The following is a 25974-nucleotide window of genomic DNA, read 5'->3' as shown; positions in this document are numbered from 1 at the left end:
CCGCCTCACTGTTCCCACGGCGGCACCCAATCACCTTCAAGCCGCATGGAAATGCCAGCGTCGTCCTCGATGCGCCTGGCGACATGCAGTTCCGCCGCCTGCGCACCGTAGCGGCTGGCGGCAAGGGCGAACGCGCCTTCGGCCGCTGTCGTCATCGGCAGTGCGGCACGTACGTTGCGGTTCAGCTCCTGGATGAGACGCAGGTCCTTGAGACAGAGGTCGAGCGAGAAGGAAGGGTCGTAATGCCCGGCGAAGATCGAGGGAGCGTCATGCTGCGCGACGAAGCTGTCGCCGACGCTGCTGCGGATCGCGTGCCACAATGTGCCCAACTCCACACCGTTCGCCATGCCCGTGGCGAAGCCTTCGCCGATGGCTGCAGCACCAATGAACCACAGCTGATTGGTCACCAGCTTGACGACGTTACCAGTGCCGAGGGCACCGCAATGAATGACCAGCCCGAGATGGCCGAGGACCTCGGCGGCGCGGTCAAACGACACCTGGTCGCCGCCGGCGAACAGGGTAAGCTTGCCGTTCCTCGCTCCATCCACTGCCCCCGTTACGGGAGAGTCGACCACCGCCACACCTTGCGGCGCTTGCGACGCGAGGCGGAACACGAGTTCGTTGCGGTTCGTGGTGAGATCGACCCAAAGGCTTCCCGACTTCAGATGCGCCAAGGCTCCATTGTCCCCGGCCATGACGGCTTCCACATGATCCGGCCTCGGAAGGGATGTGAGGAAGATATCGGCTTGGGCCGCGCAGGCTGCTGCGGAAGTGGCCGCCACAGCACCGACAGCCACGACCCTTTCGAGGGCATCCGGATTGAGATCGAAGGCGCTCACCGGATATCCGGCTCCCACAAGCCGCTGGCACATGGGGCCGCCCATGTTGCCCAGTCCGACAAAACCAATCCGCGGCAAAGAGGTCATCTTGCAGTCTCCGGTGGCAATGGAGCGCCTCCGACAGGGGCGCCTAGACGGGACAATGCACCCGCCTCCCCGGCTGACAAACGTTGAAAAAACTCCGCAATCCTAATAACCAGTGGTTATGAGGAAATATCGGACTGCGCTGCCGCCGCTGGACCTCCTGATCTTCTTCGAGGCCGCCCATCGCGTGGGAAGCTTCACCGGCTGCGCCAGCGAACTCCATGTCTCGCAGGCCGCGGTCAGCAAGCGCATCCATCAACTCGAGGAATGGATCGGCGAACCGCTCTTCATGCGCAACGGCAAGCGACTGGCACCTACCGAGAGCGGCGAACGCCTCTATCACACCGTCGGGATGGCGCTCGAATTCCTCCGACAGGGGCTGGGCACATTGCGCGAGCATGCCATGCGGCCGCTCTCCATCGGCGCCCACACCGTCGTGGGCATGTTCTGGCTGACAGCCCAGCTGCAGGCCTTCGGGCTGTCCGGCGATGCCTGCCCGACTCGGCTGGTCACCTCCGACAACACGGGCGACCTTCTCTCCGGCAAGAGCGACCTGCTGGTGGTCTACAGCAACGGCCTGGTTCCGGGGTGCCGCACGACACGGCTGCTCGACGAGGAAATGGTGCCGATGGCGTCGCCTGCGCTGGCCGCCGCCTTGGGCGCCGACGGCAGCGGCCCGTTCCAGCATTGCCGTCGAACCGACGGTCCGCCGCTGCTCAATTATCTGCGTTCGGCACCCGACTGGGTCGACTGGCGCGTGTGGTTCGACGGCCTGTCGCTTGAGGGGCCCGAGGGCTGGCACGTCAAGACCATGAGCACCTATTCCCAGACCATCGGCGAGGCGATCCGCGGCAATGGCATTGCACTGGGCAGCGTAGCCTTGCTGCAGTCGGAACTGGCGGCCGGGCGACTGGTGCCTCTTACCCAGGACGTCCTGCGCACCGACAGGGGCTACTATCTCTGCCACAGCGAAAGCGCGCCACTGGCTGGCGAGGCTCAAAGGCTGGCGGACTTCTTGGTGGCGGCTGCCCACAGCCAGAACGCCTTTGCACGATGACAAGACCGCAGGCGTTCCTGTGGCCGAAGCCCGAGCTGACGGCTCGGGCCCGGCCCCTTTCGACTGCCGCCGCGGCGCCGCAGATCAGCCGCCATGCACCACGCGGTGGAGGCTCTTCAGCAGTTCGGCCGGTTGCGCCGCCTGGAAGATGCTGCGGCCGATGACGAGGCCGGTGGCGCCACGGGCGACGTAGGCCTCGACATCGCGGAGCGTGTCGGTGACCTTGTCCCTGGGGGTGCCGCCGCGGATGAAGACCGGCCGGCCGACCGCATCGACGATGTCGCCGAGATCGGCGACATCGTGAGGGGCGTCGATCTTCAGCAGGTCGGCGCCCAGTTCGGCCGCCAGCCGCGCCGCATGCAGGATCTGCGATGTCTCGCGCACCGTGTTGCCGTCATCGTCCACCGCTAGCGCCTCCACCATCACCGGATGGCCGATGCGGCGACACATGGCGGCGATTCCGGCCAGGTGGCCGCGGTGGTCGGCGACCCGCCGGTGGCCCTGGGCGTTGACGAGGAAGAAACAGGCCACGACATCGGCACCGGAGCGGGCGATGTCGTCGGCCGAAGCGACCAACGTCGCCTCGATGTCCGAGCCGCCGTGCTGGCGAAAGGCGCCGGTGGTGTCGAGGCGCATGGCGTGGCATGTCGCCAGCCGCTTCATCGAGGACATCGCCTGCATCGTCGCCGGGCTGACCAGCAGCCCGTCCAGGGCGTTCTCCGGCAGGGTCGACAGCAGCCGGGGAATGTTCTCCAGGCCCGACACATGGCCCTCGAACAAGGGATGGTCGACGCCGAGAATGAGGCTCCGGCCGTCGGCATGCGAAAACAGGCGCTCCATCCTGAGCTCAAATCCAGGCCCTCGGTTGCCGCCCGCCACCGATGGTCGCTGCCGCCCGGAATCCTCTCGCGATAGAGCGTTCATGTCTCGTCCTTTGCTTTACAGTTTGGTTGCAGCGCCAGTCGCTGGGCTGCTCGTTCGAATTCATCATCCAGGGCAGACCGGGGCCGCTGGCTAGAGCGCGTGCCGGATCGCCTCCAGCGCCTGGCCCCGGGCATAAGAAACCGAGGTGCCGCGCCGGGTGACGCTGTCGGCTGAAACGGCGATGGCCAGCCGGACGCTGGCCGCGGTTCCCATCTTGGCGGCGAGGCCATAGGCGAAGGCACCGGCAAACGCATCGCCCGCGCCGGTGGTGTCGGCGACGCTCACCTTCGGGGCGGCAAACAAGACGGCGTCATCGGCGGCGGCGGGGTCGACATAGGCCGCCCCGCGGTCGCCAAGGGTGACGACCAGCCTGATGCCGCTCTTGCGGGCGAACGCCTTGGCCAGGGCCACGTCGTCGTCATGCTCCAGGCCAAACATCTCGCGGGCAAGCAGGCGCAGCTCGGTCTCGTTCGGCAGCAGCCAATCGGTCAGCCCCAAAAGGTCCTGGCCAAGCGCCGACGCCGGCCCCGGATTGAGAACGGTTGCCGCGCCGCGAGCACGCGCATGGACAAAGCCCCGCACGATCGCCGGCTGCGGGATCTCCAGCTGCGACAGCACGACGTTGGTTGCGTCGATGTCGTCGAACGCCTTGTCCACAAGGCCCGGCGAGACATGATCGTTGGCGCCGCCACTCAGCACGATCCTGTTGTCTCCCGCCGGCTCGACCCAGATCGCGGCAACGCCGCTGTAGATGCCGGCGATGGTCGAGATGTGGCCGGTGCCGACGCCGCAGGCCTTGAAATGGTCGAACCATTTCGGCCCGAACAGGTCGTCGCCGACACATGTCACGATGTCTACCTGACCGCCGAGAAGGGCCGCCATCACCGCCTGGTTGGCGCCCTTGCCGCCGAAGCCCTGGTCGAACGACCGTCCAAAGACCGTCTCGCCGCGTTCGGGGACCCGGTCCAGATAGCTCACGAGGTCGATCATGTTCGAGCCGACGACGGTAATCCTGCAGTTCCCACTCATTGCCATGTCCATCATCCTGGATTCGTTGAATTCTTCGTGGACCGGTCCGCGCCGGTCGTCATGTTTCGGTTCGCGGCGGAGTTCAGGCCGCCGCGGGCGGCTTTGCCGGCCGGTTGTGGTCCGTGCTCATCACCGCGCGGATGAGATCTTCTTCCCCAACCTCGCCGCCCTTGAACTCGCCGGTCAGCCGGCCGTGGTGCATGGTGACGATGCGGTCGCTGAGCCCCAGCACCTCGGGCATTTCGGACGAGATCAACAGTACCGCCATTCCATTTGCCGCCAGTTCCCGGATGATCTTGTAGACCTCGTCCTTGGCGCCGACGTCGATGCCACGTGTCGGCTCGTCGAGGATAAGCAACCTCGGGTCGGTGGCCAGCCATTTCGCCAGCACGACCTTCTGCTGGTTGCCGCCGCTCAGCGTGACCACCGCAGTCGTCGGCGACGGGCTGCGCAGGCGGAGCCGCTCGGTAAATTCCGAATAGAGCGCCGCCGCCCTGGTCCTGCGCAGCAGGCCCCAGGCCGAAAGCCTGGCCAAATTGGCAAGGATGACGTTTTCGCGCCCCCCGGCCCCGAGCACGAGCCCCTGCTTCTTGCGGTCCTCCGGCACCAGGCCGATGCCCAGCGCCACGGCGTCTCGCGGATGCCTGACGGTGACCGGACGGCCCCGCCAAAGCAAGGTCCCACTGGCCGGGCGCAGGCCGAAGATGGCTTCGGCGAGTTCCGAACGGCCGGCGCCGACGAGGCCGTAGAGGCCGAGGATTTCGCCTTCGGAGATGCTGAAGCCGACATCCTCGAATGCCCCCGGCGACGACAGTCCCGACACCGTCAGCACCTCGTTTCCGGCAAATTTCCACGTCGACGCCTGCCGGCGATCCAGCGTCCGGCCGATCATCAGGCTCATGACCTGAGCCTCGTCCGCATCCGCCGTGCGCAGCGTCGCCTGCGTCTCGCCGTCGCGAAGCACCGAAATCCGGTCCGACAGGCGGAAGATCTCCTTCATCTTGTGCGAGATGTAGATGATGGCGACGTTGTTCTTGCGCAGCCGTTCGATGGTGCGGAAAAGTGATTCCGCCTCGGCTTCGGTCAAGGTCGCCGTCGGTTCGTCGAAGATCACGACCGAGCACGGAAATGCCGCCGCGCGCGCGATCTCGACCATCTGCTGGCGGGCGATCGGCAGGTCGCCGACCCGTGCCGCCGGATCGATGTCATAGCCGCACGCCTTGAGCGCGCGCTCGGCATCGTCGTTCAGCTTCCGCCGGTCGATCATGCCGTTCCATTTGCACGGAAGGCTGCCGAGGAAGATGTTTTCGGCCACCGACAGATCCGGGGCCAGCGACATCTCCTGGTGGATCAGCACGACACCGCCGTTGCGCGCGTCGCGGGGATTCTTCGGCTCGTAGGCTGCGCCCGAGTGCAGGATCTCGCCCGCATCCGGCCGGATGCCGCCAGCCAGGATCTTCATCAGGGTCGACTTGCCGGCGCCATTTTCGCCGCACAGCGCATGGACTTCGCCGGCGAAGACGTCGAGATTCACTCCGGCCAGCGCGCGAACGCCCGGGAAAGCCTTGGCGATACCCCTGATGCGCATCAGGGGTTCACCTGCAGCCGCGAAACCCTCGCGGCTGCGATCTTCATCAACCTTGCGGTCAAGCATTGCTCACTCCCTGAAGAGGCCTACCGGTTCAGAAGTTGGGCCGCGAGATGGTGTCCACATTCGCCTTGGTGACGCCAGGCGTCTCGAGGTACTCGAACTGCTTGAGCTTCTCGCCGGCCGCCAGCTTGAGGGCGCTGCGCAAGGCAAGGCGGGCATCTTCCTCCGGCGACTGGTAGACCGACCCGTAATATTCACCGGTCTTGATCAGGTCCCAGACGAAACCATACATGGTGGCATCGACGAACTTGATCTTGCCGGCCTCGAGCGTGCCTTCCTGGATGGCGGCGCGCGCCGCCGTCAGGGCGCCGAAGCCGACGCCGGAATCGACCGAATAGACGCCGTCGATCTGCTTGCCGAAGCGGGTGATGAAGTTCTCCATCAAGGTCTGGCCCTTGGCCTGCGACATGTCTGCGGGCTGCGAATCCAGCACCTTGATGTCGGGATACTTCGAGATGACCTCCATGAAGCCGTCGTAGCGCAGTTGCGCCATGCGATAGCCGGGCGTGCCGTTGAGCAGGACGATGTTGCCCTTGCCGTTCAACGCAGCCGCCATGATCTTGCCCGCCTCCTGGGCCTCGGCATAGTCGTCGGGACCGGTGTAGCTGGTCATCGCCTCCATGCCCGACTCGTCGATCATCGAATTGGAGATGATCAGCGGGATGCCTGCCTGCGCCACCTGCCGCGCCGCCGGCACGATGGCCTTGCCGTTGACCGGCCAGACGATCATGACGTCGACCTGCTGGGCGATCAGGTCGCGGACCTGGTCGGCCTGGCGGGCCGGATCAAGGGCGGCGTCGGTCATGATCGGCTTGACGCCCAGTTCCGCCGCATATTCGTTGAATGCCTTGAAGTAGGCTGCCGCATAGCCGTTGAGGCTGGGCCCGAGATTGGCGAAGCCGACGACGATCTCCTCGAACGGCTTCTTGCTCTCCTTGGGAAACCAGTCCGGCGGCGCCGCCACGGCGTTGCCGATGAGCGCAAGGCCAATCGCAGCACTCGCTATCAATGTTTTGAACGACATGTATTCCTCCCTTTGTTGAACTTTTGTGCGCTTCATTCGCCGTGGCGCATCGCCTGGCCGTTGACCTGGCGGTCGAGGACGAGAGCTATGATCAGCACCACGCCGACGATGACGGGGATGTAGAAGGGCGAGACCCGAAGCAGGTTGAGGCCGTTGCGCAGGATGGCCAGCGCGAGAACGGCGCCCAGCGTGCCGGTCACGCCGCCCTTGCCGCCTTGCAGCCGCGTGCCGCCGAGCACGACCGCGGTGATGGCGAGCAGTTCGTAGTCGCGGCCGAACGACGGGGCTGCGGCGCCGAGATTGGCGGCCATGGCGATGCCGCAGATGGCGGCCATCAGCCCGCACAGGGCAAAATTCGCGATGACATGGCGCGAGACCGCGATGCCGGCGTCGACCGCCGCACTCCTGTTGCCGCCGATGGCAAAGGTGTTGCGACCATGCGGCGTGAAGCGAAGCACGAAGCCGACGACTGCAGCCAGGCCGGCGAACAGGACGACGACGATCGAGATCGGGCCAATGGCCAGCATGGCGAAGGCGTTCAGCCGATCGTCGGTCGACGACAGCGAAATGTCGCCGATGGCCAGGAAGGTGAGCCCCCTGATCCCGCTCATCATCGCCAGTGTGACGATGAAGGAGCTGATCCCCATCTTCTCGACGATCAGGCCGTTGACCAGCCCGACGAGCACGCCGGCGGCAAGGGCTGCGAGCACCGCCACGCCTAGCCCGTAAGGCTGAAGCGCGACGACGATGCAAGCGGTCAGGCCGACGACGGCGCCCACCGAGAGATCGATGTTGCCGCTGATCACCACGGGCGTCATGCCGATGGCCAGCAGGCCGACGAAGACGCATTGCGTCAGCACGTTCGAGATGTTGAACGGCGTCAAAAAGAACGCGCTCTGCAGGCTGAAGAAGACTGCGAGTGCAAGCGCAAGCAGCCAGACCGAATTGCTGCGGATGAAGGTCTTCAGGCCGTCGAACGACGTGGCGGACGGCTGGAGGCGATCGGTGGCAAGGCTCATGCGACCTCCCTCCCCGTGCGAGAAATGACGTTCATCCAGGCAGCGGCGATCAGCACCACGGCGACCGCGATCCACTGCATGTAGAAGGGGAAGCCGAGAAGCAGCAGCGCGCTCTGCATCGCGCCGATGACGACGATGCCGAGGATCGAGCGCAGCACGCTGCCCGATCCGCCGATGAGGCTCGTGCCGCCCAGGATCACCGCCGACAGCACCAGGAGTTCCAGGCCGACGCCGGAGTCGTGGCGGGCGGTCATGACCCTGGATGCGTAGACAACCCCGGCGATGGCGGCAAAACCGTCGGCGATGACATAGGTGGCAAACAGCGTCCGGCGGACATCGATCGACGAATAGGCGCTGGCGATGGAGTTTCCGCCGACGGCGAAGACCTTGCGCCCAAAGGTGCTGGCATGCAGCAGCACGCCGCACAACACCGCAAGAACCAGCGTCAGGACGACGGGCGACGGAATGCCGAGAACGTAGCCCCGGCTGATCGAAGTGAACCAGGTCGACGCTTCGAGGTCGCTCATCACGACATTGGCGCCCCCGGTGTAGATCAGCGCCATGCCTTGGACGATGGAGAGCGTTCCGAGCGTTGCGATCAGCGAATTGAGGCGGAGGTAAGCGACCAGGAAACCGTTGAGACAGCCGACGAGCACGCCGATCGCCAGGGCGACAGCTATGGCCGCAACAGGCCCGACCTCGTTGAGCAGCGTGATCGTGGCGATCGCGGAGCACGACAACACCGAGCCGACCGACAGATCGAGGCGGCCGGCGATGACGACGAAGGTCACCCCCAGCGCCATGATCGCGGGCACAGCCATCTGGCGCAGGACCTGGTTGACGTTCTGCAGGTCGAGAAGTTGCGGGATGAAAAGCCATGCCGCCAACAATGTCAGCGCTGCGGCGATAACCGGCGCATGCCGCGCGCCGCTGGTCATGATCATAGCTGGCATGTCACTCCTCCCTTAGTGCAGAAGGAGTATGCCTAGTGCCTTCAGGCTTGCGAAGGCTTGCACGCTTGTCGCCGCAATAACTTCAAGTTATCACTGGTACTGATAGCTTGCGTCGTTTCCGGCAAGGAGCTGAGATGAAAAAGACCACGCAGCATGTGACCGACCACTACCTGCGCTCCTTCATCCGGATCGCGCGCGCCGGCAGCCTTCACAAGGCCGCAGCCATCGTCGGCATTTCGCAGCCGGCACTCAGCAAGCAGATGAATTCACTCGAGGAAACGCTTGGCGTCAGCCTGTTCCGACGGACGACGCGCGGCGTGACGCTCACCGCCCACGGCGAATTCCTGCTCAACCGCGTCCAGTCGCATTTTGACGACATCGATGCCTCGATCATGGAGCTGGACAGCCGCTCGCCAAAGCTGAAGGGCCAGATCGTCTTCGGCGCGATCGAGACCTGCAGTTTCATCGACACGCTGTGGGATCTCGTCGGCACGTTCTCGCTGGAGAACCCGGAGCTGTCGGTCAACATCCGCACATACAACAGCGCCGAGATCGTCAGGCAGGTCTCGACGGGCGAATTCGACTTCGGGATCGTGCATGACAATTCGCTGTTTCCAGGCGACATGATCAAGACCCAGCTCGTTCGCGAACGGCTTTCGATCGTCTACTCGCGCAAGCATTTCGACGACGAGGCCATCGCAAGGTACCCCGACCTCGACAAGGACGTTTCGCTCATTTCGTTCGATGTCACGTCCGCCTTGGGCCGGCTGGTCCAGAACCACAACCGCCGCTACGGGATCCCGATACGCATCGAAACCAACTCGGTGCGCTACCTGCTCGATGCCACAGCCCGCGGCCTCGGCATCACCATCCTTCCGGAACGCTTTCCCCTGTCGTCGCTGCAGGACGCCGGGCTCGTGCGGCTCAACTCGCCGGCGCTGGACACGGTACGCGGCAACGTCATCATCCAAAGGCGCCGGCCGAGCCTGTCCAACCAGGCGGAAAGGTTCGTCAGCGAACTGCTGCGCCGGATCGCCAGTTAAGGCGCCGATGGAGCGCAGCCATCGCGGCATCTCAAGGGATCGCTCGAGGCGTCACGGGGACGCGGGCTTGCTCTCCAGCTTGCAGGCATAGAATTTTCGCGGGTCCCCGGCTCGCTTGCCCGGACCTTCAACGCGTCCGAGCCGCAGTGTCACGACCTGTCTGGGTTCGCCGCCCTGGTCGGCCCGCACCTCGCTCCATGTCATGTCCAGGCAGTGCGGATACGCCTGCTCGAACTGTTCGAGCACGTTTCCCCTCAGCTTTTGCACCGACAGGGCCTTCGGATAGAGAATGGCGGTGCTGTCCTTGACAATCGGCGGGTCCCAGTTGACCTCCATGCCCAGGGCATTCCGCGCATAGTCGACCATCGGCATGAAATGATAGGGACCGTTGGGGTTCTTGGCTGCATTCTCGTCATATGCCGGCGGATATTCCGGCTCCACGCCGAAGTATCCCGCGATGAACGACCAGCCGAAATAGGTGACCACAGCGAGCAACAGACCTGCGGCACCCACTGCGATGAGCCCTTCAATTGTCGAATTGAACGCCCCGGCCACCCTTTCCTTCACCCATTCGATGAAACCCGCAACGATACCCTTGCGCGCAGGTTTCAGGCCCTGCCCTGGCTGTACATTGCCTGCAGGGGTGGCGACCGTGGTCTTCTCGTCGGCCACCCTGTCGCCGGCAGCCGGCTTGCCCTGATCCTGGTCCGGGGCCATTTCCGCCGTCGGCTTGCCGTCGACGGCCGGTTTGCCCTGCTTCGGAATCGCCGGCTGAGGCGCTTTCGTGCCGCCCAGCTTTTTGGCGGCGCGCGGCTTCCTGCTGTCCTGCTTGCCGTCCCTGGCCACGGTCAGACCCCTGGCAGCGCCATGAACAGATACTCCCGCCCGCCTTCGCGATCGTTGCGGATGATGAGGTAGGGCGAGGTGAGCTCGACGAAGGTGATGCCGCTTTCGACCTCCCGCGAAAACAGATCCTTGAGCTCCGAAAGCATCCCTGTCCGGCCTTCGGCGCCGGTCGCCAGACGTGGATCCGCGACTGCGCACCAAAAGCCGTCGAGGGTCGCATTGGCATCGCTGTAGGCCCGCACCGGACGCCTGTCGGCGTCGGGATAGTTGGCCAGGCAGGCGCCGATGGCATCGGAGTAAGGCGGCTGCTGAAGGCGCGGATCGCCGCTGTCGAAGGGAGAGGCCGCCGCCAACAGGAAGCCGATCGCCGGGGCAAGGCCATTGTCCTTGGCACCGCGCGTGTTGATGAAGTCGGCCAGATTGGAAGCGATATGTCGTTGTGCCGCCTGCAAGGCGTCGCGTGGCGGGCTGCCTGCGCTCCAGCCGTCGACCGAGAAGCGGCACGTATGCGCTCCGGGGTCCTCATACATCACCACAGTGGCACCCGGCGGAAAACCAATGATGGCTGAATTGGTCACGGGGTCGTCGCAAATCAGCTCTTCTGCGCCGACGTGAGCCCCTGAAGACAACAGGAAAGCGCAAGCCATGAACCAGTATCGCATGGTGGAACCCCCTCCCACATCCGAACAGACTTCAATGCCAGTACTAGCTGCCTGGGAGACTTGGCTGCATGTCGTCTCTTCGGTCACGGCATCATATCAGAATAGCCTGAAAAGATCAGAACAACCTGAAAAGATCGCCATTTCCGTGGTTGTCTGGGCGTTCGCGCCGACAGCACTTGGGAGGAATGCCCGCTCCCCTATCCCTCTTCCGCATTCGCCGCGGCGCGGAAGCGCGCTTCGAACTCCCGCCGCAGTTCGCGGCGCAGTTCGGCGGCGCGGTGGCGGCGGCGGTCGATGTCGGTCGACGGCACGAAAGGCGGGATTTCGGTGGGGCGGCCGTCATCATCGACCGCCACCATGGTGAAATAGCACGAGTTGGTGTGGCGCCGCTGGCCGGAGCGGATGTTCTCGGCCTCGACGTGGATGCCGATTTCCATCGAGGTGCGGCCGGCGAAATTGACCGACGCCCGGAAGGTGACCAGCTCGCCGACATTGATCGGCTCCCGGAACACCACCTGGTCGACCGACAGCGTGACGGCGTATTTGTTGGAATAGCGCGAGGCGCATGAAAAGGCGACGCGGTCGAGCAGGTTGAGCAAGGCACCGCCATGCACCTTGCCGCTGAAATTCGCCATTTCGGGCGTCATCAGCACGACCATTTCCAGCCGGCGCGTATCCCTGTCTTCCACGTATGACCCTTTCCCTGCACGTCGCACCCTAACGATTCGACGCTATCCAAGATGCGGCTGAAATACCAGTTTCAGCCCGGTCCGGGTGCGGAAAACAAACCGGCTCGGTGCCCTTGTGGCGCGAGAGAATTCAAGCCCGCCACGCAGCCGCGGCCCTCGTCAGCGCATGAAGATCAGCGCCATGCCCGCGACCACCAGCGCTGCCCCGACCCAGGCGCCGCCGGCCGGGCGTTCGCCGGTCCGCGCCCACAGCATCGGCAGGATGATCACCGGCGAGGTTGCCGAAAGCGTCGAGACGATGCCCACCTTGCCGCCCGAAAGCGCAAACAGCAGCAGCGTCATGCCGATGGCGAGCGCGATGATGCCGGTCAGTGCCGTCAACGCGGCGATCTTCCATGTCAGCGGCGCCCTCGGCTTGACCGCCGGTATCGGCAACTGGATCAGCACGCTCAGGCACAGGGCTGCGACGCCGACGCGCAGCATCGAGGCGACGAACGGGTCGATGCCCGTCGCCATCACCGGGCGCGCGATGATGGAGCCGATGGCCTGGCCGGCAGCCGCCCCCAGTCCAAGCGCCACACCGATCCACAACGGCCCCTTCACCGTTTCCCACGCATGCAATTGCGCCCGGCGCTTGCCAAACAGGATTGCCAGCAACACGCCGGCAACCGTCAGGCCGATGCCCGCGGCAGCCATTGGCGCAAGATCCTCGCCCAGCAACAGCCAGCCGAGCACGGCGGCAATCGGTGCGTTCAACGCAAACAGGATGCCGGAGCGCCGGGGTCCGAGCCGGTTCAACGCCGCAAACAGCAGCGTGTCGCCGGCGAATATGCCGATCAGGCCGGACAGCAGCAGCGGTCCCGCACTGCCGGCGTCGAGTTCGCGCCATGTGCCGGTGAACACGACATAGATTGCCAGCAGCCCCGTCACGAAGATCTGCCGCAGGCGGTTGAATGCCGGCGCGCCGAGATAGCCGGCGGGGCCGGCCGAGATCAATCCCGTTACGGCCCAGCATGTCGCGGCCCCGATTGCTGCGATCTCGTGAACAGGCATCGATGTTCCAACTGGCAAGAGTACGTACGAAGAGGCGGTACATTCGCATCTTCTGATTCACCGCTATAGATGCGCCCGATGTTTCGTCGAGTGGCACGGCACCGCGGCGACAGGGCCACCGCGAAACCAATCGACTGTCTCGAACGATTCAAGCGTTATTACGCGTTGGATTGATCAAAAGCGCGACCATAGCTTGTGCCCGAAAGGACCAAGCCATGAATGCCCACAGTCGATTCGACCCGAACACCGTCACCGTCAGCCCACAACAGGCGCGCCACCAAAGCCGTTCCGGCCTCCTGGCCGGCGTTGCGCTGACGGTAGCCATCGCCGGCATCGCGTTTGCGCTGCGGCTGGTTCCTGGCATATCGAGCTTCAGCCCGATGATCATCGCCATCGTCATCGGCATGGCGGTGCACAATCTGTGGGGCACTCCGGTTGCAGCCAAGGCGGGCGTGGCCTTTTCCATGCGCAAGCTGCTGCGCTTCGCCATCATCCTGCTCGGCCTGCAACTGACAGCGAGCCAGGTCGCCGAGGTGGGTGCCACCGGCATCGCCATCATTGCTGCGACGCTCGTCGGCACCTTCAGCTTCACGCTGTGGCTGGGAAAGGCGATCGGCGTCGACCGCAAGCTGGCCGAACTGATCGCCGCCGGCACCTCGATCTGCGGCGCCTCGGCGGTCATCGCCACCAATACGGTGACCCGCGCGCCGGACGAGGACGTTGCCTATGCGGTCGCCTGCGTCACCGTCTTCGGCTCGGTGGCGATGTTCGCCTATCCGCTGCTGCCCGGTCTGCTCCACCTCGACGCCCATGCCTATGGCCTGTGGGCCGGCGCCTCCATCCACGAGATCGCCCAGGTGGTCGCGGCAAGCTTCCAGGCTGGCCAGCAGGCCGGCGAGTTCGGCACGGTGGCAAAGCTCACCCGCGTCATGATGCTGGCGCCTGTGGTGATCGCGCTCGGTGTCCTTGCCAGGAGCCACGCCAGGTCGGCAGGCTCGGCCCGGGACGGCGCCCCTGCCCCGATGCCGTGGTTCGTGCTCGGCTTCATCGCCATGGTCGGCTTCAACAGCCTGGTCGAGATCCCTGCCGAGGCAAAGACGTGGATCGTCACGCTGACCACGTTCCTTCTGGCCACCGCGCTTGCCGCCATGGGCCTCGAAACCGACGTCGCCAAGCTCCGCGCCCGTGGCGCCCGTCCACTGCTGCTTGGTCTTGGCGCATTCCTTTTCATTGCGCTTTTCAGTCTAATGCTGGTCAAGCTTGCCGGCTGACGACTGAAAGGAATGCCGTGACCCTCGAACAGCTCAGGATCTTCGTGGCGGTGGCCGAGCGCGAGCACGTCACCCGTGCCGCCGAAGCGCTCAACCTGACGCAGTCGGCGACCAGTGCCGCGGTGTCGGTGCTCGAAGCGCGCTACCAGACCCAGCTCTTCGACCGCGTCGGCCGCCGCATCGTTCTGACCGATGCGGGCCGCATCTTCCTGTCGGAGGCGCGTGCGGTGCTCGCCCGCGCCCAGTCGGCGGAGATCGTACTTGCCGACCTCGCCGGCCTCAAGCGCGGCGCGCTCAAGCTCGCCGGTAGCCAGACGGTCGCCAACTACTGGCTGCCACGCATCGCCCATCGTTTCCGGTCCAGCTATCCCGGCATCGACCTCGACGTCACCATCGGCAACACAGAAACGGTCGCAGCACTGGTCCGCGACGGCGTTGCCGATCTCGGCTTCGTCGAGGGCGAAGTCGACGATCCGGCCCTGGCCATCGAGCCGGTCGATGAAGACGAACTGGTTCTCGTCGCAGCTCCCGGCCATCCCTGGACCGGCAATGCCCCCGGCAGCCAGCGCGACCTCCAGGCCGCGCGCTGGGTCCTGCGCGAACCGGGTTCGGGCACGCGGGCGCATTTCGAGGCCGTCCGCACCGCCCGCGGCCTCGAACAGGGCAGCCTCGACATCGCTCTGGAACTGCCGTCGAACGAGGCCGTCCGGGCCGCGGTCGAGGCCGGCGCCGGCGTCGCGGTCATGTCGCGGCTCGTCGCCGAAGCCTCGCTCAAGGCCGGCACGCTCGTTGCCATCGATTTCGAACTGCCCAGGCGCCGCTTCTTCTCGCTCCGCCACAAGGAGCGTTATGCGACGCGGGCGGCACGCGAATTCCTCGGACTTGTCGGCGCCGGTCCGCGACGCGCCTGACGGAACGACAAATCTCGCCGGTGGCGATCAGTTGGGCGACACTGTTTCCTGAGGCGGGCGCGCCTCGGCAGCAAGGTGGAAGAAGCTGAGCGCGAACACACCGCCGGCGAATAGCGCAAGGATCGTCAGAATGATCCAGTTCGAACGTGCTCTTCGGCGCTGGATCATCTGGCTTTCTTCGGCGCTCAGGTGTCTCATCGTGCCAGGTGCAGCTTGCATGGGGATGCCTCGGTGTCGCTTCGCCTTTTCTAACCCAAGGAGTGGCGACTGGATGCTGCCGGTGGCTGCGCCACATTGCCGCTCACGCCGGCGGAAACATTGCCTTAACCATGATGGGTCGAAACTGTGTCGACCACGCCGGGCAATTCGGCCGGCACAACATGGTATCTACGAATGCGAAATGCGCTGAGAACGGCTGCGGTTGCAGCCCTTGCAGTCTTGCTGAGCAGTTGCGTCTCGAGCGTGCTCGAGGTGGATGGCAAGGCGACCCGGCCAGTGCCGGCCGCCCTCAAGGCGGAAATGTCGCGCAAGGCGATGTCGCCGGCGGCGCCCATTCTCATCCGGATCTTCAAGCAGGAAAGCGAACTCGAGGTCTGGAAGCGTGACCGGAGCGGCAAGTTCGCGCTGCTCAAGACCTATCCGATGTGCCGATGGTCAGGCAAGCTCGGGCCCAAGACACGCACCGGCGACAGGCAGGCGCCCGAAGGTTTCTACCATGTCTCCGCCGGGATGCTGAACCCCAACTCGCAATACTACCTGTCGTTCAACCTGGGCTACCCAAACAGGCTCGAGTCGGCTCTCGGCTATACCGGCGAAGCCCTCATGGTGCATGGCGCATGCTCGTCGTCCGGCTGTTTCGCCCTCACGGATCAAGGCGTCGCCGAAATCTATGCGGTGGCGCGCGAGGCGCTTGCCGGCGGCCAGGGCTCGTTCCAGGTCCAGGCATTTCCGTTTCGCATGACACCCGGAAACATGGCGAAAAACGGTTCCGATCCCAATTTCGCGTTCTGGTCCGACCTGAAGCGAGGCTACGATATTTTCGAGGTAACCCGCCGGCAGCCCAAGGTGTCCGCCTGCGGCGGGCGTTATGTCTTCGACAGGGAGTTCGAGGGCGGTGAACCGCGCGACGTGCTTGCAGCCTGCCCGCCAGCCCTGAATGGCGACGATCCGAAGATTGCCGCCAAGACGCAGGCAGATACAGTTACGGCAGGCAACCTCATCTCGACCGGGACCGCGCTCTCGGCCCATGCCTATGCCGATGGTGGCATGCACCCCAGCTTCCGCAAGCTGCTCAAGCGCGACGGCCAGGCCGACCTGGCCAAGAGGACGTCAATGACTTCGGTTCCGATCAGCCGGCCTGATGCCGCCCTGGCCGACCCGCACTCCCCGGACGAATGAGCCGGTGCATCGGCGACCATGGCCGCCGATGCTGTCCGATGCCTAGAAGCTGACCGCCAGCTTGGCATCGATGCCATGGTCGGAAGCCTTGCTGCTGACCTGGCCGGTGTAGCTGATGCCGAGCCTGGTCTTCGGCGTGATGGCGAAGTCGATGCCGGCGCCGAGCACGGCCGCATCCCTGGCGATGGCCGCACCGCTGACGTCGAAGCCGCCGCTGCCGTCGAAGGCGAAGGACGAGGTCGGCGCGACGTCGCCGAAGGCATGGCGCCAGCCCAGCGTGCCGTGGAGCGTGGCCTCGCTCGCGCCCAGCGAAACGTCTGTCGAGCCGCGCACGCCAAGCGTGGTGAAGGTCACGTCGCTGCTCGATGCCGCGCTCGACAGTGCCGCCGCCCCGCCCTTCTCGGTGAAGGCGTCCGTCCGCAGGTTGACATAGGTCAGGTTGGAGAAGCCCTCGACCGTGAAGCGCCCAGCATCGACCTTGTAGCTCGCCTCGCCGAACACCTGTGCCGTGCCGCCGCTGTAGCTCGCCGACAGCGCGTCGGCAAAGCCGGCGAAGGCAACCTGGCGTGCGGTATCGAAGCGGTGCCAGGTGTAGCCGGCGCCGACGGTCAGGCCGAACGGCCCCGCCCGCGTGCCGGCGTTGACGCCGAGATGGTAGTTGTCGCTGCTGCCGCTCGAGCCGCCATTGGCGGTGTCGAACGACGAGCGGCTGTAGCCGGCAATGACGCCGGCGCGCCAGGCATCGCCCACCAGCGCGTCGCCGCCGGCCAGCAGGCCGCCGGTGCTGCGGTCGAAGCCGACATTGGCGGCATCCGCCTTGCTGTCGCCCCACGAACCGAACGCGCGCGTCCACAACGCGAAACGGTCGGTGTCGGCCGCCACCAGTTCGAGGCCGTCGTCGCCATAGGCCATGACCGGCATGCTCGCGGCAGGCACCTCGCCGAAGGCCTGGTCGATGCGGCTGGTGGCGGCGTCGAGCATGACGCCGCCGTCCTGCATCATCATGCCCCTGGCCGAGGAATGCACCTCGCCCGACATCTGCTCGAACGCATCCTGCGCGCCGGCCTCGTCGAGATTGGCGACGGCAGCATAGGCGGCATTGCCGAAGCCGAGGCTTTCAAGGGCGGCGGCTGTCGCCTTCTGGTTGCCGTTGGCGCCGACGTCGGCAAAGCTGATGTCATTGCGGTTCAGCGTCAGCGTCACATCGTTGGCGCCATAGGCCAGCGTCGGGTCGAGGAAGACGAGGTTCGAGCTGACATCGGCGAAAGTGCCGGTCAGGCCACCGGCGGCGGTGACGATCGTGTAGCGGGTCTGCGGCGCATAGTTGTTGCCCGAGGCTAGCGTCAGCACCGAACCGCCCTGAAGCACCGCCTTGCCCGACGCCGCGACCTTGTCGCTCTCGCCCCTGTCGTTGGCTTCGACCTCGAAGACCGAACCCGCCTCGAAGGTGATGTCGCCCGCGACATGAATGGTGCCGATCGAATTGCCCGGTGCGAGCACGCCGCCCGCGGCAACCACGGTGTTGCCGAGCGTGCCGATGCCGCCCAGCGTGCCGCCGGCGCCGACCGTCGTCAGCGCCGAGGAGGCAATCGAGCCCTGAAGCGAGAGCGCGCCGGCCTTGACGATGGTCTCGCCGGTGTAGCTGTGAGCGCCATCGAGCACGAGCCCGCCGAGGCCGAGCTTGGTCAGGCTGCCTTCGCCGGAGATCTCCTTGGCGATGCCGAGCACATTGCCGGCGTCGGCGATGTCGAGCGCCCCACCGCCTGCCTCCAGCACGAGGTTGCGGGCAAGCACGTTCATGCCGGTGCCGACAACCTTGAGGCTGCCGCCATCGAGCCGGAGCCTGGCCTGGTCCGTGCCGAGCGCCGCATCCTCCTCGACGACGACGGTGCCGCCATCGGCCACCTTGAGCTCGCCGATGAAGCTGTGATCGTCGATGCAATAGTCGGCGATCGCCTGCTGGAAGCGCGCATCGGTGCTCTTGCAGTCAAGCAAAGTCTTCTTCTCGGCCTCCGTCAGGCCGGCCAGGATCGGCAGGCCGTTTTCGTCCGAGATCTGGCCGAGATAGACGTCGTCGCGCATGTTGTTGCGGGTGAGGAAAAACTCCTTGCCGCGCTCGGCGAAGGTCGAGGCATCCTTGCCCCAGACGACGCGGGTCTTCTGCGTGCCATTGTCATCATAGGTTTCGAGCTGCGGCCCGACCCAGCGCACATTGTGCGCCACGGGCTCATGGTCGGAGAGCGGCGTCTTCGTACCGTTGGCGTTGGTCACATAGCTTACGTCGGTGATGACGCCGAGATAGGGATCGTCCTTGTCGTCGTCGATCTGCCACCACTTGCCGAAGGGCCGCGAGGCCAGGAAGTGGTCGATCTTGACGCGGTGCCAGCTGCCCCAGGTGTTGGTCGCGTCCTCGCCATGCGAGGGCCAGGTCACCGAACCGTCGTTCAGCGAATGCGGCGAGAACTGCTCGCGCTCCTCCGGCAGTTGCAGCACCTGATACTGCTTCTTCAGGATGTTCATGGTCTGCGGCAGATTGCCGGCGACCGGATACATCTCGTCGGCGAACAGATCCGGAGGGATCGGAGCCGCATCGATCGCCGCATTGCCCTTGCCCTTCCACTGGGCGATGAAGGCGTCGAGCTGCGCCTGGTCCTTGGCATATTGCTTGAGCAGGCTGAGATAGAAGGCGTTGGTCGGCGCCTTGGTGTAGATCCTGAGCAGCCGTTCCTGCTGGCTGATCGAGTGCAGGCCGCGCTCCGAGACGTCGCCGGCATTGAAGTCGCCCGTCATGATGATCGGGGCCGTTGCCGAGGCCGCCCACTGGTTCAGCCCCTTGGCTTCGCCGATGCGGTTGGTCGAGGGATCGTAATAATTCAGGTGGGTGGTTGCCACGTAGCTCTGCGGCCGGCTCGAAGTGGCATCGAGCAATGTGTAGGTGGCGGTATCGCCCAGCTTGTTGGCGCCGAAGCTCCCAGGCAAGCGCGAGATCACGCCGACGTCGCCGTCCTGCCGCTTGCCGAACGTGCCAAGCCCGGCCCCGCTCAGGATTCCGGGAATGTCGCGTGTGTAGGTGCTGTTGGCCTGCAGTTCCTGGAAGGTCAGGACATCGTAATTGCCCTTGGTGAGGAATTCGGACATCACGCTCGGATTGGCCTTGAACCGGTCGAGCCAGGTGTTGAGCGTCAGGATCCGGATCGAATCTTCGGCCGCCTGGGCCGAAACCGCCTGGAGCGCCAGAGCGGTGCCGCACAGCAGCGCGGCCGCAGCGGTGCGCATGCGCCTGTTGTGGCGGGCCTGGCCAGGCGCGTCGTCGGCGCCATGTTGGAAAGTCGTCATCGCGTAACTCCTGTGTGCGAGGCGACCGCGCATTGTCACAAAACCGCCAGGGCTGGCGTGCGAATGACATGTTGCGGTCACTGAAAAGTACGGATTCGGACATTAGTTTTGTTAGATGTCACTTTTACAACATTATTGGGTACGATCCCGAAACTCCGCACATCGCCGGAGGAGCCGGGTGAACCCGGCACGGGAATTTGCTAGCTAGGATTGTGGAGACCGGATCGCAGATGCCCAGAACACACGGACCCGGCATGGACCAGGACGACAAGAAGTCGAGGCGCCAGGCGCAGCTCCTGAGCTATCTGGAGAAGAACCACTACGTCTCGATCGAGGAGATCACCACGCTTTACGGGGTGACGACACAGACGGCGCGTCGCGACATCATGGCGCTCGAACAGGACGGCAAGGTGCGCCGTCTGCATGGCGGAGCCACCATATCGACGCCGGTCGAGCCGGCGGTGCTGCGCCAGCGCCGCGTCGACAATGCCGCCCAGAAAGAGAAGATCGGCCGCCTCGCCGCCGAACTCATCCCCGACGGCGCCGCCGTGTTCATCGACACCGGCACCACCTGCGAGGCGGTGGCGCGGGCGCTGGTCCGGCACCGCGATCTGCGCGTCGTCACCTACTCGCTGCGGGTCGCCACGACGCTCAGTGAAAGCACCAACTTCGCCGTTGCCGTCCCCGGCGGCTTCGTCCGCCAGGTCGACGGCGGCGTGTTCCGGGAGGAGACGGCAGACTACATCAGGCGCTTCAAGTTCGACATTGCCGTCATCTCGGTCAGCGGCGTTGACCATGACGGCGACATCGGCGACGACGACCATGCCGAGGTCGCCGCCGTCTCCGCTGCTATGGGCCAGGCCGCGCGCACCATCATGGCCGTCGACAGCTCGAAGTTCGGCCGCCGCGCGCTCGTCCGCCTCGGATCGTTGTGCGACATCCACACGCTCGTCACCGATGCGCCGCCGGAAGAGCGTCTGCTCGCCAGGCTGCGCGACAGTGGCGTCGAGATCCGCGTCTAGAAGTTCAGGCGGAGCTTTCTGCCGTCAGAAATGTCGGGAGAGTGTTGCTGTGCCCTAAGGGCACAGCGTCGGGGTGGCGCAGGTCGAAGGCACGGGGTGAAACAGCCTGCTTCGCCGGCGGGCGCTGACCCTGGACGACACGCTTTCCCACCCTTGGGTACCTGCCATGGCATGGCGCGCGAGCATGCGGATGTCGTCGGCGCTGTATCCGTCGCGCTCCATGAGCTTCAGGATGATCGGGTCGTGCAACAGTTCCTCAAGCGTCAGTTCCGGCTGATCGCCCATAGTCGCCTCCGTTCGTGACCATTAGACTAGACACAACATAATCCCGAACCATGACCGGCAAATGGCGGTTGCGTGACACGAAACGGGCTTTTCGTCGACTGGCGGCCGTTGGCGCTCGGCCGCCTTGCCAAAATTGCGTATCGCCGCTGCTACCAGCTGATACGGGCCTGCGGCATGCCATACATCAGGCGCGAAAACTCGTCGCCGGAGACATGGACCAGCGTGCGGTGGTCGCCGCCCTCGAAATAGACGTCGCTGCCGCGGCGCAGCTGCTCGTCGACCACGCAAGCCACCCTGTAGGGCACGCCGAGGATCGGCACGGCGCCTTCGTCGCAGTCGGGAAACAGCGAGCTTGCCTCCTCTTCGGTTGCCAGCCGCACCTTGTCGCCGATGATCTCGCGCATCCTGGCGAGGTCGACATGACGCGAGGCCGGCAGCACGGCAAGCACATAGCCGTCCTCCCATCTCAGCACCACGCCCTTGGCAAGGGCATTGCCGGGCACGTGGCTCGCCTCGGCCGTCATCATCGAGCAGCCGGTCCGCGCATGTTTTGCGGCGTCGTAGCGGATGTGATTGTCCTCTAGATATTCTTGCATCGTCAATGAGATAGCCATGACCGTTCCTCCGGTGGGCGTACATCGGACGCTGTTGACCGGAACAGGCGGAGCAGGCGGCTGGCACCCAAGCGATGGTATCGGACTGTCCGATCCCGCCATGGCCAACTCATTGCCAGTTTGCCGGTATGCCGAAGTTTCGAGGCCCCAACTGGGGTATTTCGAACGCGCGGGAAAGATACACTGAGCGACCGCGGACGGCAACAAAAAGACCGCCGCGCGCCCGATTTCGGAGCGCGCGACGGCTGTCCCGGCCAAGCCTGCGGCGCCCGCGCCTATTGCGCTGCCTTGACCTGCTCGTCCCAGGTTTTCACCTTGGTCTCGCCGTTGAGGAAGGGCAGCGCCATCGCGGCCAGTTCGGGCGCGAAGAAGACGTCGTAATGGGTCCTGTTGGGGATGATCGCCAAGCGGTTCTGCGACATCGTCTCGCGCATCCAGCCGGCGTCCCTCAGGCCGCCGCCGAGCAGCTGGTAGAACTTCACGATGTGCTCGGGCCGGTACATGTCGCTGTCGCCATAGGCCAGCATGACCGGCATCTTCAGCGTCTTGACGTCATCGGCCCAGTCATAGGGGGTGCGCATCATCTCGCCCATCCTGTCGAGCAGCTTGGGGAAGTCCTCGACCTTCGGCGCCACTGCCGCATAGGCCTGGTACATCGGCGTCGGCTTCATCATCTCGGCCATGCCGGCGCCGACCTGGGCCTGCATCGGCAGCATCTCGGGATAGAAGCCGTCCTGGGCATAGCCAGTCGACACCAGCACCAGGCGCCGCACCATGCCGGGATGCTGCACGGCCAGCCGGAAGGCGACGCCGCCGCCCATCGAATAACCCATCACGTCGAACTTCTCGTAGCCGAGCGTCTTCAGCAGCCCGGCCATGTCGTCGCCCATGTCGACGAGGCTCATCTTGCGTTCGGTCAGCGCGGTGCGGCCATGGCCGTAGAGATCGACCGCAATCACCTGCCGTCCCTTCGACAGGGCCGGCAGCATGGGTCCGAACATGTCGATCGAACCCAATCCGCCATGCAGCAGCAGCAGCGGCTCGCCCTCGCCGCGGATCTCGTAATAATAACTCACGCCGTTGACCTCGGCATGGCCGGTCCTGACGTCGGCCGGCTTCGATTTCGTCGTCTCGGCCATGGCCATCCCTCCCGTTGCAACTGCAAATGCCGCCGCCGCCAGCATGGCGATGAAACTGCGCTTGTTCATGCCTCGTCCCTTCTCTCGATCCAGGCCTTGCGACCCTCTTGCCTCTAGGACGAACCAAACGACGGGACGCCGACACCGGTGGAGAATTTTTCCACGCCTCGCGTTTTTTTCTGAGGCCATACGGAGACTTGCGAGATCTCCTCGATCGCGCTTCACAGCCTTGCCGGAACCGTTGGATTTGCGGAGCCGTCACGGCATGGATCCCCGGGTCTGCGCAGTTCGCTTCGCTCCTGCTCCGCCCGAGGATGACGACGGCAAAGAGGTTTGCCGCTAATCTCCTTCGTCTGTATCTTGGCATGATGACTGTCGAAAACAGCGACTTCCGCCACTGCCGTTGACGATTGGCAGCGAGTCTCCTGCCTCCGTCATCCTCGGGCGGAGCAGGAGCGAAGCGAACTGCGGAGACCCGGGGATCCATGCCGCGACACTGGAGCTTACGCTACGGTCCCATGCCATTCGTACTTGCAATGCCAGCTGGATTGCCCCACGCGCATTGTCACCATCTGTCAGCATCCCGCGTGGATAGCCGACCGCGTTTCTCCACCCCCCTCTCAACCTCCCGTATCATCACTCTCGCGATCTTCCACGGGACTCCGGTGCGCACCGGGCAACGGGGGGAAGCGCCGGTGCCGGGCTGGCAGGAGGTCGGATCTTCTGCTGGGTGATGAGCCCCCAAGCCTGGGCCTTGCTGGCGGCCTGCGGAAACCCCGCCGCCGCGAAGAGCGGGGCAAGAACACCGGGCGGGGCGCGAACGTCGCGCCACATAAAATATTATCGGAAGGCACGGCCTCGCGCCCCGCTTCCCGAACCTTCTTCATCCTGAGCTTGTCGAAGGATGACAATGGCCAGGCGCGAAAGCGAGCGTGGCGGTAAAGAGGTTCGGCCATCGCATGGCCGCGCATGCGCAACGGCCCTGCGCAGCCCTCATCCTGAGCCTGTCGAAGGATGGGATGGCGGGCGCTACTGGTGATGCCGCCAACACGAACTGCCGTCGATCTGGAGCGGTGCAGCGTTAAGATGAGACGAAATGGATGGTGCCGGTGGGAACTCGGAGACGCCGCACTCCGCCCAGCCCCCCTCATCCGCCCTCCCGGACTTGTCGAGGAACTGGGCACCCTCTCCCACAAGGGAGAAGCACGGCTCACTGCCTCAAATCGTCTTGGCCAGGGCCTCGAGCTGGTCGGCGCACTGGCCCCAGCCCTCGTGGAAACCCATCTTCTCATGGGCCTCGCGATCCTCGACCGACCAGTGCCGGGCAATGGCGGTGTACTTGGTCTTGCCGCCACCGGCATCCTCGAAGGTCACGGTCGCGGCCATGAACGGCTTTTCAGACGGCAGCCAGGCCTCGGTGAAGGCATCGGTGAACACCAGCTTCTCGTTGGGCACCACTTCGAGATAGACGCCGGAGCTCGGATAGTCGACGCCCTCGGGGCTGCGCATGGTGATGGCGCTGGTGCCGCCGGCGCGCACGTCGAGCTTGGCGCTGGCCGTCGTCCAGGGCAGCGGCGCGAACCATTTCGGCAGCAGTTCGGCATCGGTCCAGCAGCGATAGAGCTTCTCGCGCGGCGCATCGATGATCCGGGTCAGCACCAGTTCGCGGTCGTTGGCAGCAGTCATGTCGTCGTCTCCTGATGAATTTGGCTTTCGAAGCAAGGACGAACCCCGACGGGACGATCCGACAGGCCGGCGCAAAAGAATCCGCAGCTAGTGCTTGCGCGCCTGGACGAGATAGGAATCGATCGTCGTTTCGCCCAGCCAGCGCGCCGCCTCGAGCCGGTGCAGGCCCTCGACCAGCACATAGCGCTTGCCGTCATGGCGCACCTGGATCGGCGTCTTCATGCCGTTCTCGACTATGTCCTCGGCGAGGTGCCGCACGGTTTCGGGATGCAGCGTCTTCTTGCGCGCGGAAGGCACATAGATGTCGTTGAGCGGTATCTTCTGGACTCTGAGCATGGTGGCTTCCGGCTGTGGAAGTACAGCTAGCCGTAGATAGGGTGTTTTGCCGGGCTGGCCAAGGCAGCCGCCGGCGACAGCAACCAGCCGCCCTGCGGCGTCAGCTCTTTTTCTTGGCGCCACGCCGCTTGGCGTCGTCGATCATCATGTTGGCCAGTTGCATGCGCACCATGGCGCGCTGGCGCAGATGCGGCGCCACCCGGTCGGGATGATTGGCCAGCGCGAAGATGCGGCGCATCCTGGCGAGGTCGGCGGGCTTGGCATCGGCCAGCCCCAGTTCGGCGGCGATCACCTCGGGGTCGATCGAAGGCGGCTCGGGCTCCTGGACGGCGGCCGCCTTGGCGTCGGCCTTGACCATGTCGAGCAGCGAGACGAACTCGTCCTCAAGGGCGGCCCCTGCTTCGCGGTACTCTGCGGCCACCGTCTCCCCGGCGACGCGGATACGGCCCGAATGCAGCTCATCGGCGACCGCGAGATAGTCGAAGGGGATCGTCGGCGCGGGCGCGACTTCGCCGGGCTCGGACGCGACGAACAGGTCGTCGAGCAACGATGCGAAGTCCCTGTTGATCCCGGTCCCCATCCGAGGCCCTCCGCGCGAAAGCAAATGATACGCAATATCTGGCCGGACCATAAGGGCAGCCGGTTAAAAATCGCTTCGATGCTTCGTCCGCATCTTACGCAACCCTGCGAGAAAAAGCCGGGCCGCTCGAGGACCGGCGGCCCGGAAACGCCATACGGCGAGGAAAGCCGGCAGCGCCGGCATGTGCAATTACGCAGCCGGACCGGACCTTGTTTCATCCAACCGGGAAAAAATCTGGCGGGTTGCATGGCAGCCATGCCGATGCTGCACTGCACAATCGCGATGGAATCGCCTATATGTACCGATGGGAGGACCAACAGGAGCCTGAAAGATGGGTTTCTACACCGAACTGTTCGCCCGCCCGCGCCCCAAGGAACAGGCAGGTTATCGCGCAGCGCTGGCGCTGCTCAATGCGATGAGCAATGCCGACCGCTCCGACATCGGCATCAAGCCCGCCGACTTCCCGCGCATCGCCCGCGAAATGTCGACGCGCCAGGCTTGATGGTCCCGCGCGTCACTGCGC

At 64.9% G+C, this 25974-nt stretch carries 26 protein-coding genes; 7 read left to right on the top strand and 19 right to left on the bottom strand.

Features of this window, described 5'->3' with window-relative positions; translation table 11 throughout:
- Positions 1 to 5 precede the first annotated feature (5 nt).
- A complete protein-coding gene (locus tag GGR00_RS11600; RefSeq protein ID WP_082496383.1) occupies positions 6 to 926 on the bottom strand; it encodes an NAD(P)-dependent oxidoreductase in 921 nt (306 codons plus the stop codon).
- 118 nt (positions 927 to 1044) lie between these two features.
- On the opposite strand from GGR00_RS11600, the gene GGR00_RS11595 reads away from it, so the two are divergent.
- Positions 1045 to 1980: a LysR family transcriptional regulator gene (locus GGR00_RS11595; RefSeq protein ID WP_055970681.1), complete on the top strand. Its 936-nt coding sequence runs from the start codon at positions 1045 to 1047 to the stop codon at positions 1978 to 1980.
- Positions 1981 to 2064: 84 nt separating this feature from the next.
- Here GGR00_RS11595 and GGR00_RS11590 read toward each other — a convergent pair whose 3' ends face one another.
- The 6 genes from GGR00_RS11590 to GGR00_RS11565 form a co-directional block, all read right to left on the bottom strand.
- On the bottom strand, positions 2065 to 2904 hold the full coding sequence (locus GGR00_RS11590; protein WP_082496382.1) for a class I fructose-bisphosphate aldolase: 840 nt from the start codon (positions 2902 to 2904) through the stop codon (positions 2065 to 2067).
- Positions 2905 to 2994: 90 nt separating this feature from the next.
- Entirely contained in the window at positions 2995 to 3939 is a 945-nt protein-coding gene (locus tag GGR00_RS11585) for a ribokinase (protein WP_055970950.1), read from the bottom strand.
- A gap of 76 nt (positions 3940 to 4015) precedes the next feature.
- Positions 4016 to 5587 (bottom strand): sugar ABC transporter ATP-binding protein, encoded by a 1572-nt coding sequence (locus tag GGR00_RS11580; protein WP_055970679.1) that lies wholly within the window; start codon positions 5585 to 5587, stop codon positions 4016 to 4018.
- A gap of 28 nt (positions 5588 to 5615) precedes the next feature.
- Positions 5616 to 6608 carry a sugar ABC transporter substrate-binding protein gene (locus tag GGR00_RS11575; protein WP_055970678.1) on the bottom strand — a complete coding sequence of 331 codons (993 nt, stop codon included), beginning with the start codon at positions 6606 to 6608 and terminating at the stop codon, positions 5616 to 5618.
- A 32-nt stretch (positions 6609 to 6640) separates the two neighbouring features.
- On the bottom strand, positions 6641 to 7627 hold the full coding sequence (locus GGR00_RS11570; protein ID WP_082496379.1) for an ABC transporter permease: 987 nt from the start codon (positions 7625 to 7627) through the stop codon (positions 6641 to 6643).
- Positions 7624 to 8580: an ABC transporter permease gene (locus tag GGR00_RS11565; protein ID WP_055970677.1), complete on the bottom strand. Its 957-nt coding sequence runs from the start codon at positions 8578 to 8580 to the stop codon at positions 7624 to 7626. Before GGR00_RS11565 ends, GGR00_RS11570 begins: the two co-directional genes overlap by 4 nt.
- 134 nt (positions 8581 to 8714) lie before the next feature.
- On the opposite strand from GGR00_RS11565, the gene GGR00_RS11560 reads away from it, so the two are divergent.
- Positions 8715 to 9623 (top strand): LysR family transcriptional regulator, encoded by a 909-nt coding sequence (locus tag GGR00_RS11560; RefSeq protein WP_055970676.1) that lies wholly within the window; start codon positions 8715 to 8717, stop codon positions 9621 to 9623.
- Between the two features lie 51 nt (positions 9624 to 9674).
- On the opposite strand, the gene GGR00_RS11555 is transcribed toward GGR00_RS11560, so the two are convergent.
- The 4 genes from GGR00_RS11555 to GGR00_RS11540 all read right to left on the bottom strand — a co-directional run bounded on the left by GGR00_RS11555 (position 9675) and on the right by GGR00_RS11540 (position 12873).
- A complete protein-coding gene (locus tag GGR00_RS11555; RefSeq protein ID WP_055970675.1) occupies positions 9675 to 10469 on the bottom strand; it encodes a hypothetical protein in 795 nt (264 codons plus the stop codon).
- Positions 10470 to 10471: 2 nt separating this feature from the next.
- A complete protein-coding gene (locus GGR00_RS11550; protein WP_156381096.1) occupies positions 10472 to 11218 on the bottom strand; it encodes a hypothetical protein in 747 nt (248 codons plus the stop codon).
- A gap of 110 nt (positions 11219 to 11328) precedes the next feature.
- On the bottom strand, positions 11329 to 11790 hold the full coding sequence (locus GGR00_RS11545) for an acyl-CoA thioesterase (RefSeq protein ID WP_082496392.1): 462 nt from the start codon (positions 11788 to 11790) through the stop codon (positions 11329 to 11331).
- 189 nt (positions 11791 to 11979) lie between these two features.
- Complete coding sequence (locus tag GGR00_RS11540; protein WP_055970672.1) at positions 11980 to 12873, bottom strand: DMT family transporter; 894 nt, start codon at positions 12871 to 12873, stop codon at positions 11980 to 11982.
- A gap of 296 nt (positions 12874 to 13169) precedes the next feature.
- On the opposite strand from GGR00_RS11540, the gene GGR00_RS11535 reads away from it, so the two are divergent.
- A complete protein-coding gene (locus GGR00_RS11535; RefSeq protein WP_055970946.1) occupies positions 13170 to 14144 on the top strand; it encodes a YeiH family protein in 975 nt (324 codons plus the stop codon).
- 17 nt (positions 14145 to 14161) lie between these two features.
- A complete protein-coding gene (locus GGR00_RS11530; RefSeq protein ID WP_055970671.1) occupies positions 14162 to 15055 on the top strand; it encodes a LysR family transcriptional regulator in 894 nt (297 codons plus the stop codon).
- Positions 15056 to 15082: 27 nt separating this feature from the next.
- On the opposite strand, the gene GGR00_RS11525 is transcribed toward GGR00_RS11530, so the two are convergent.
- Positions 15083 to 15223 (bottom strand): hypothetical protein, encoded by a 141-nt coding sequence (locus GGR00_RS11525; RefSeq protein WP_184699511.1) that lies wholly within the window; start codon positions 15221 to 15223, stop codon positions 15083 to 15085.
- Positions 15224 to 15448: 225 nt separating this feature from the next.
- On the opposite strand from GGR00_RS11525, the gene GGR00_RS11520 reads away from it, so the two are divergent.
- The gene (locus tag GGR00_RS11520; protein ID WP_184699510.1) at positions 15449 to 16453 is read left to right on the top strand and encodes a L,D-transpeptidase family protein; all 1005 of its coding nucleotides are present in this window, start codon (positions 15449 to 15451) and stop codon (positions 16451 to 16453) included.
- A gap of 42 nt (positions 16454 to 16495) precedes the next feature.
- On the opposite strand, the gene GGR00_RS11515 is transcribed toward GGR00_RS11520, so the two are convergent.
- A complete protein-coding gene (locus tag GGR00_RS11515) occupies positions 16496 to 19789 on the bottom strand; it encodes an autotransporter domain-containing protein (RefSeq protein WP_184699509.1) in 3294 nt (1097 codons plus the stop codon).
- Between the two features lie 230 nt (positions 19790 to 20019).
- Here GGR00_RS11515 and GGR00_RS11510 point away from each other — a divergent pair, with 230 nt between their 5' ends.
- Positions 20020 to 20811 (top strand): DeoR/GlpR family DNA-binding transcription regulator, encoded by a 792-nt coding sequence (locus GGR00_RS11510; RefSeq protein ID WP_244487748.1) that lies wholly within the window; start codon positions 20020 to 20022, stop codon positions 20809 to 20811.
- A 54-nt stretch (positions 20812 to 20865) separates the two neighbouring features.
- Here the strand turns inward: GGR00_RS11510 and GGR00_RS11505 are convergent, their stop codons facing one another.
- From GGR00_RS11505 to GGR00_RS11480, 6 genes are all read right to left on the bottom strand, one after another.
- Entirely contained in the window at positions 20866 to 21096 is a 231-nt protein-coding gene (locus tag GGR00_RS11505) for a phosphoheptose isomerase family protein (protein WP_055970667.1), read from the bottom strand.
- A gap of 149 nt (positions 21097 to 21245) precedes the next feature.
- Positions 21246 to 21710, bottom strand: a complete 465-nt coding sequence (locus GGR00_RS11500) for an aminoacyl-tRNA deacylase (protein WP_055970666.1) — start codon at positions 21708 to 21710, stop codon at positions 21246 to 21248.
- A gap of 275 nt (positions 21711 to 21985) precedes the next feature.
- Positions 21986 to 22918 (bottom strand): alpha/beta fold hydrolase, encoded by a 933-nt coding sequence (locus tag GGR00_RS11495; protein WP_184699508.1) that lies wholly within the window; start codon positions 22916 to 22918, stop codon positions 21986 to 21988.
- A 1149-nt stretch (positions 22919 to 24067) separates the two neighbouring features.
- A complete protein-coding gene (locus tag GGR00_RS11490) occupies positions 24068 to 24535 on the bottom strand; it encodes an SRPBCC family protein (RefSeq protein WP_055971168.1) in 468 nt (155 codons plus the stop codon).
- 87 nt (positions 24536 to 24622) lie between these two features.
- Entirely contained in the window at positions 24623 to 24871 is a 249-nt protein-coding gene (locus tag GGR00_RS11485; protein WP_055971171.1) for a ParB N-terminal domain-containing protein, read from the bottom strand.
- Between the two features lie 100 nt (positions 24872 to 24971).
- On the bottom strand, positions 24972 to 25451 hold the full coding sequence (locus GGR00_RS11480; protein WP_055971175.1) for a hypothetical protein: 480 nt from the start codon (positions 25449 to 25451) through the stop codon (positions 24972 to 24974).
- A gap of 331 nt (positions 25452 to 25782) precedes the next feature.
- Between GGR00_RS11480 and GGR00_RS11475 the strand changes: the two genes are divergently transcribed.
- Positions 25783 to 25953, top strand: coding sequence for a hypothetical protein (locus GGR00_RS11475; RefSeq protein WP_156381110.1), 171 nt, complete (start codon positions 25783 to 25785; stop codon positions 25951 to 25953).
- The last annotated feature ends 21 nt before the right edge of the window (positions 25954 to 25974 follow it).

The organism is Aminobacter aganoensis (assembly GCF_014206975.1).
GTDB lineage: Bacteria > Pseudomonadota > Alphaproteobacteria > Rhizobiales > Rhizobiaceae > Aminobacter > Aminobacter aganoensis.
Note: the sequence above shows the minus strand (reverse complement) of the source record. Positions and strands in the feature narration are given on the sequence as shown.

What these genes read in the sequence shown, in the direction of transcription:
- GGR00_RS11510 (WP_244487748.1), top strand. Translation starts at nt 20,020, where the DNA reads ATGCCCAGAACACACGGACCCGGCATGGACCAGGACGACAAGAAGTCG.
- GGR00_RS11475 (WP_156381110.1), top strand. Translation starts at nt 25,783, where the DNA reads ATGGGTTTCTACACCGAACTGTTCGCCCGCCCGCGCCCCAAGGAACAG.
- GGR00_RS11565 (WP_055970677.1), bottom strand. Translation starts at nt 8,580, where the DNA reads ATGCCAGCTATGATCATGACCAGCGGCGCGCGGCATGCGCCGGTTATC.
- GGR00_RS11575 (WP_055970678.1), bottom strand. Translation starts at nt 6,608, where the DNA reads ATGTCGTTCAAAACATTGATAGCGAGTGCTGCGATTGGCCTTGCGCTC.
- GGR00_RS11520 (WP_184699510.1), top strand. Translation starts at nt 15,449, where the DNA reads ATGCGAAATGCGCTGAGAACGGCTGCGGTTGCAGCCCTTGCAGTCTTG.
- GGR00_RS11495 (WP_184699508.1), bottom strand. Translation starts at nt 22,918, where the DNA reads ATGAACAAGCGCAGTTTCATCGCCATGCTGGCGGCGGCGGCATTTGCA.
- GGR00_RS11525 (WP_184699511.1), bottom strand. Translation starts at nt 15,223, where the DNA reads ATGATCCAGCGCCGAAGAGCACGTTCGAACTGGATCATTCTGACGATC.
- GGR00_RS11505 (WP_055970667.1), bottom strand. Translation starts at nt 21,096, where the DNA reads ATGGGCGATCAGCCGGAACTGACGCTTGAGGAACTGTTGCACGACCCG.
- GGR00_RS11540 (WP_055970672.1), bottom strand. Translation starts at nt 12,873, where the DNA reads ATGCCTGTTCACGAGATCGCAGCAATCGGGGCCGCGACATGCTGGGCC.
- GGR00_RS11545 (WP_082496392.1), bottom strand. Translation starts at nt 11,790, where the DNA reads ATGGTCGTGCTGATGACGCCCGAAATGGCGAATTTCAGCGGCAAGGTG.
- GGR00_RS11595 (WP_055970681.1), top strand. Translation starts at nt 1,045, where the DNA reads ATGAGGAAATATCGGACTGCGCTGCCGCCGCTGGACCTCCTGATCTTC.
- GGR00_RS11570 (WP_082496379.1), bottom strand. Translation starts at nt 7,627, where the DNA reads ATGAGCCTTGCCACCGATCGCCTCCAGCCGTCCGCCACGTCGTTCGAC.
- GGR00_RS11500 (WP_055970666.1), bottom strand. Translation starts at nt 21,710, where the DNA reads ATGGCTATCTCATTGACGATGCAAGAATATCTAGAGGACAATCACATC.
- GGR00_RS11515 (WP_184699509.1), bottom strand. Translation starts at nt 19,789, where the DNA reads ATGACGACTTTCCAACATGGCGCCGACGACGCGCCTGGCCAGGCCCGC.
- GGR00_RS11480 (WP_055971175.1), bottom strand. Translation starts at nt 25,451, where the DNA reads ATGGGGACCGGGATCAACAGGGACTTCGCATCGTTGCTCGACGACCTG.
- GGR00_RS11560 (WP_055970676.1), top strand. Translation starts at nt 8,715, where the DNA reads ATGAAAAAGACCACGCAGCATGTGACCGACCACTACCTGCGCTCCTTC.
- GGR00_RS11580 (WP_055970679.1), bottom strand. Translation starts at nt 5,587, where the DNA reads ATGCTTGACCGCAAGGTTGATGAAGATCGCAGCCGCGAGGGTTTCGCG.
- GGR00_RS11485 (WP_055971171.1), bottom strand. Translation starts at nt 24,871, where the DNA reads ATGCTCAGAGTCCAGAAGATACCGCTCAACGACATCTATGTGCCTTCC.
- GGR00_RS11490 (WP_055971168.1), bottom strand. Translation starts at nt 24,535, where the DNA reads ATGACTGCTGCCAACGACCGCGAACTGGTGCTGACCCGGATCATCGAT.
- GGR00_RS11600 (WP_082496383.1), bottom strand. Translation starts at nt 926, where the DNA reads ATGACCTCTTTGCCGCGGATTGGTTTTGTCGGACTGGGCAACATGGGC.
- GGR00_RS11590 (WP_082496382.1), bottom strand. Translation starts at nt 2,904, where the DNA reads ATGAACGCTCTATCGCGAGAGGATTCCGGGCGGCAGCGACCATCGGTG.
- GGR00_RS11585 (WP_055970950.1), bottom strand. Translation starts at nt 3,939, where the DNA reads ATGGCAATGAGTGGGAACTGCAGGATTACCGTCGTCGGCTCGAACATG.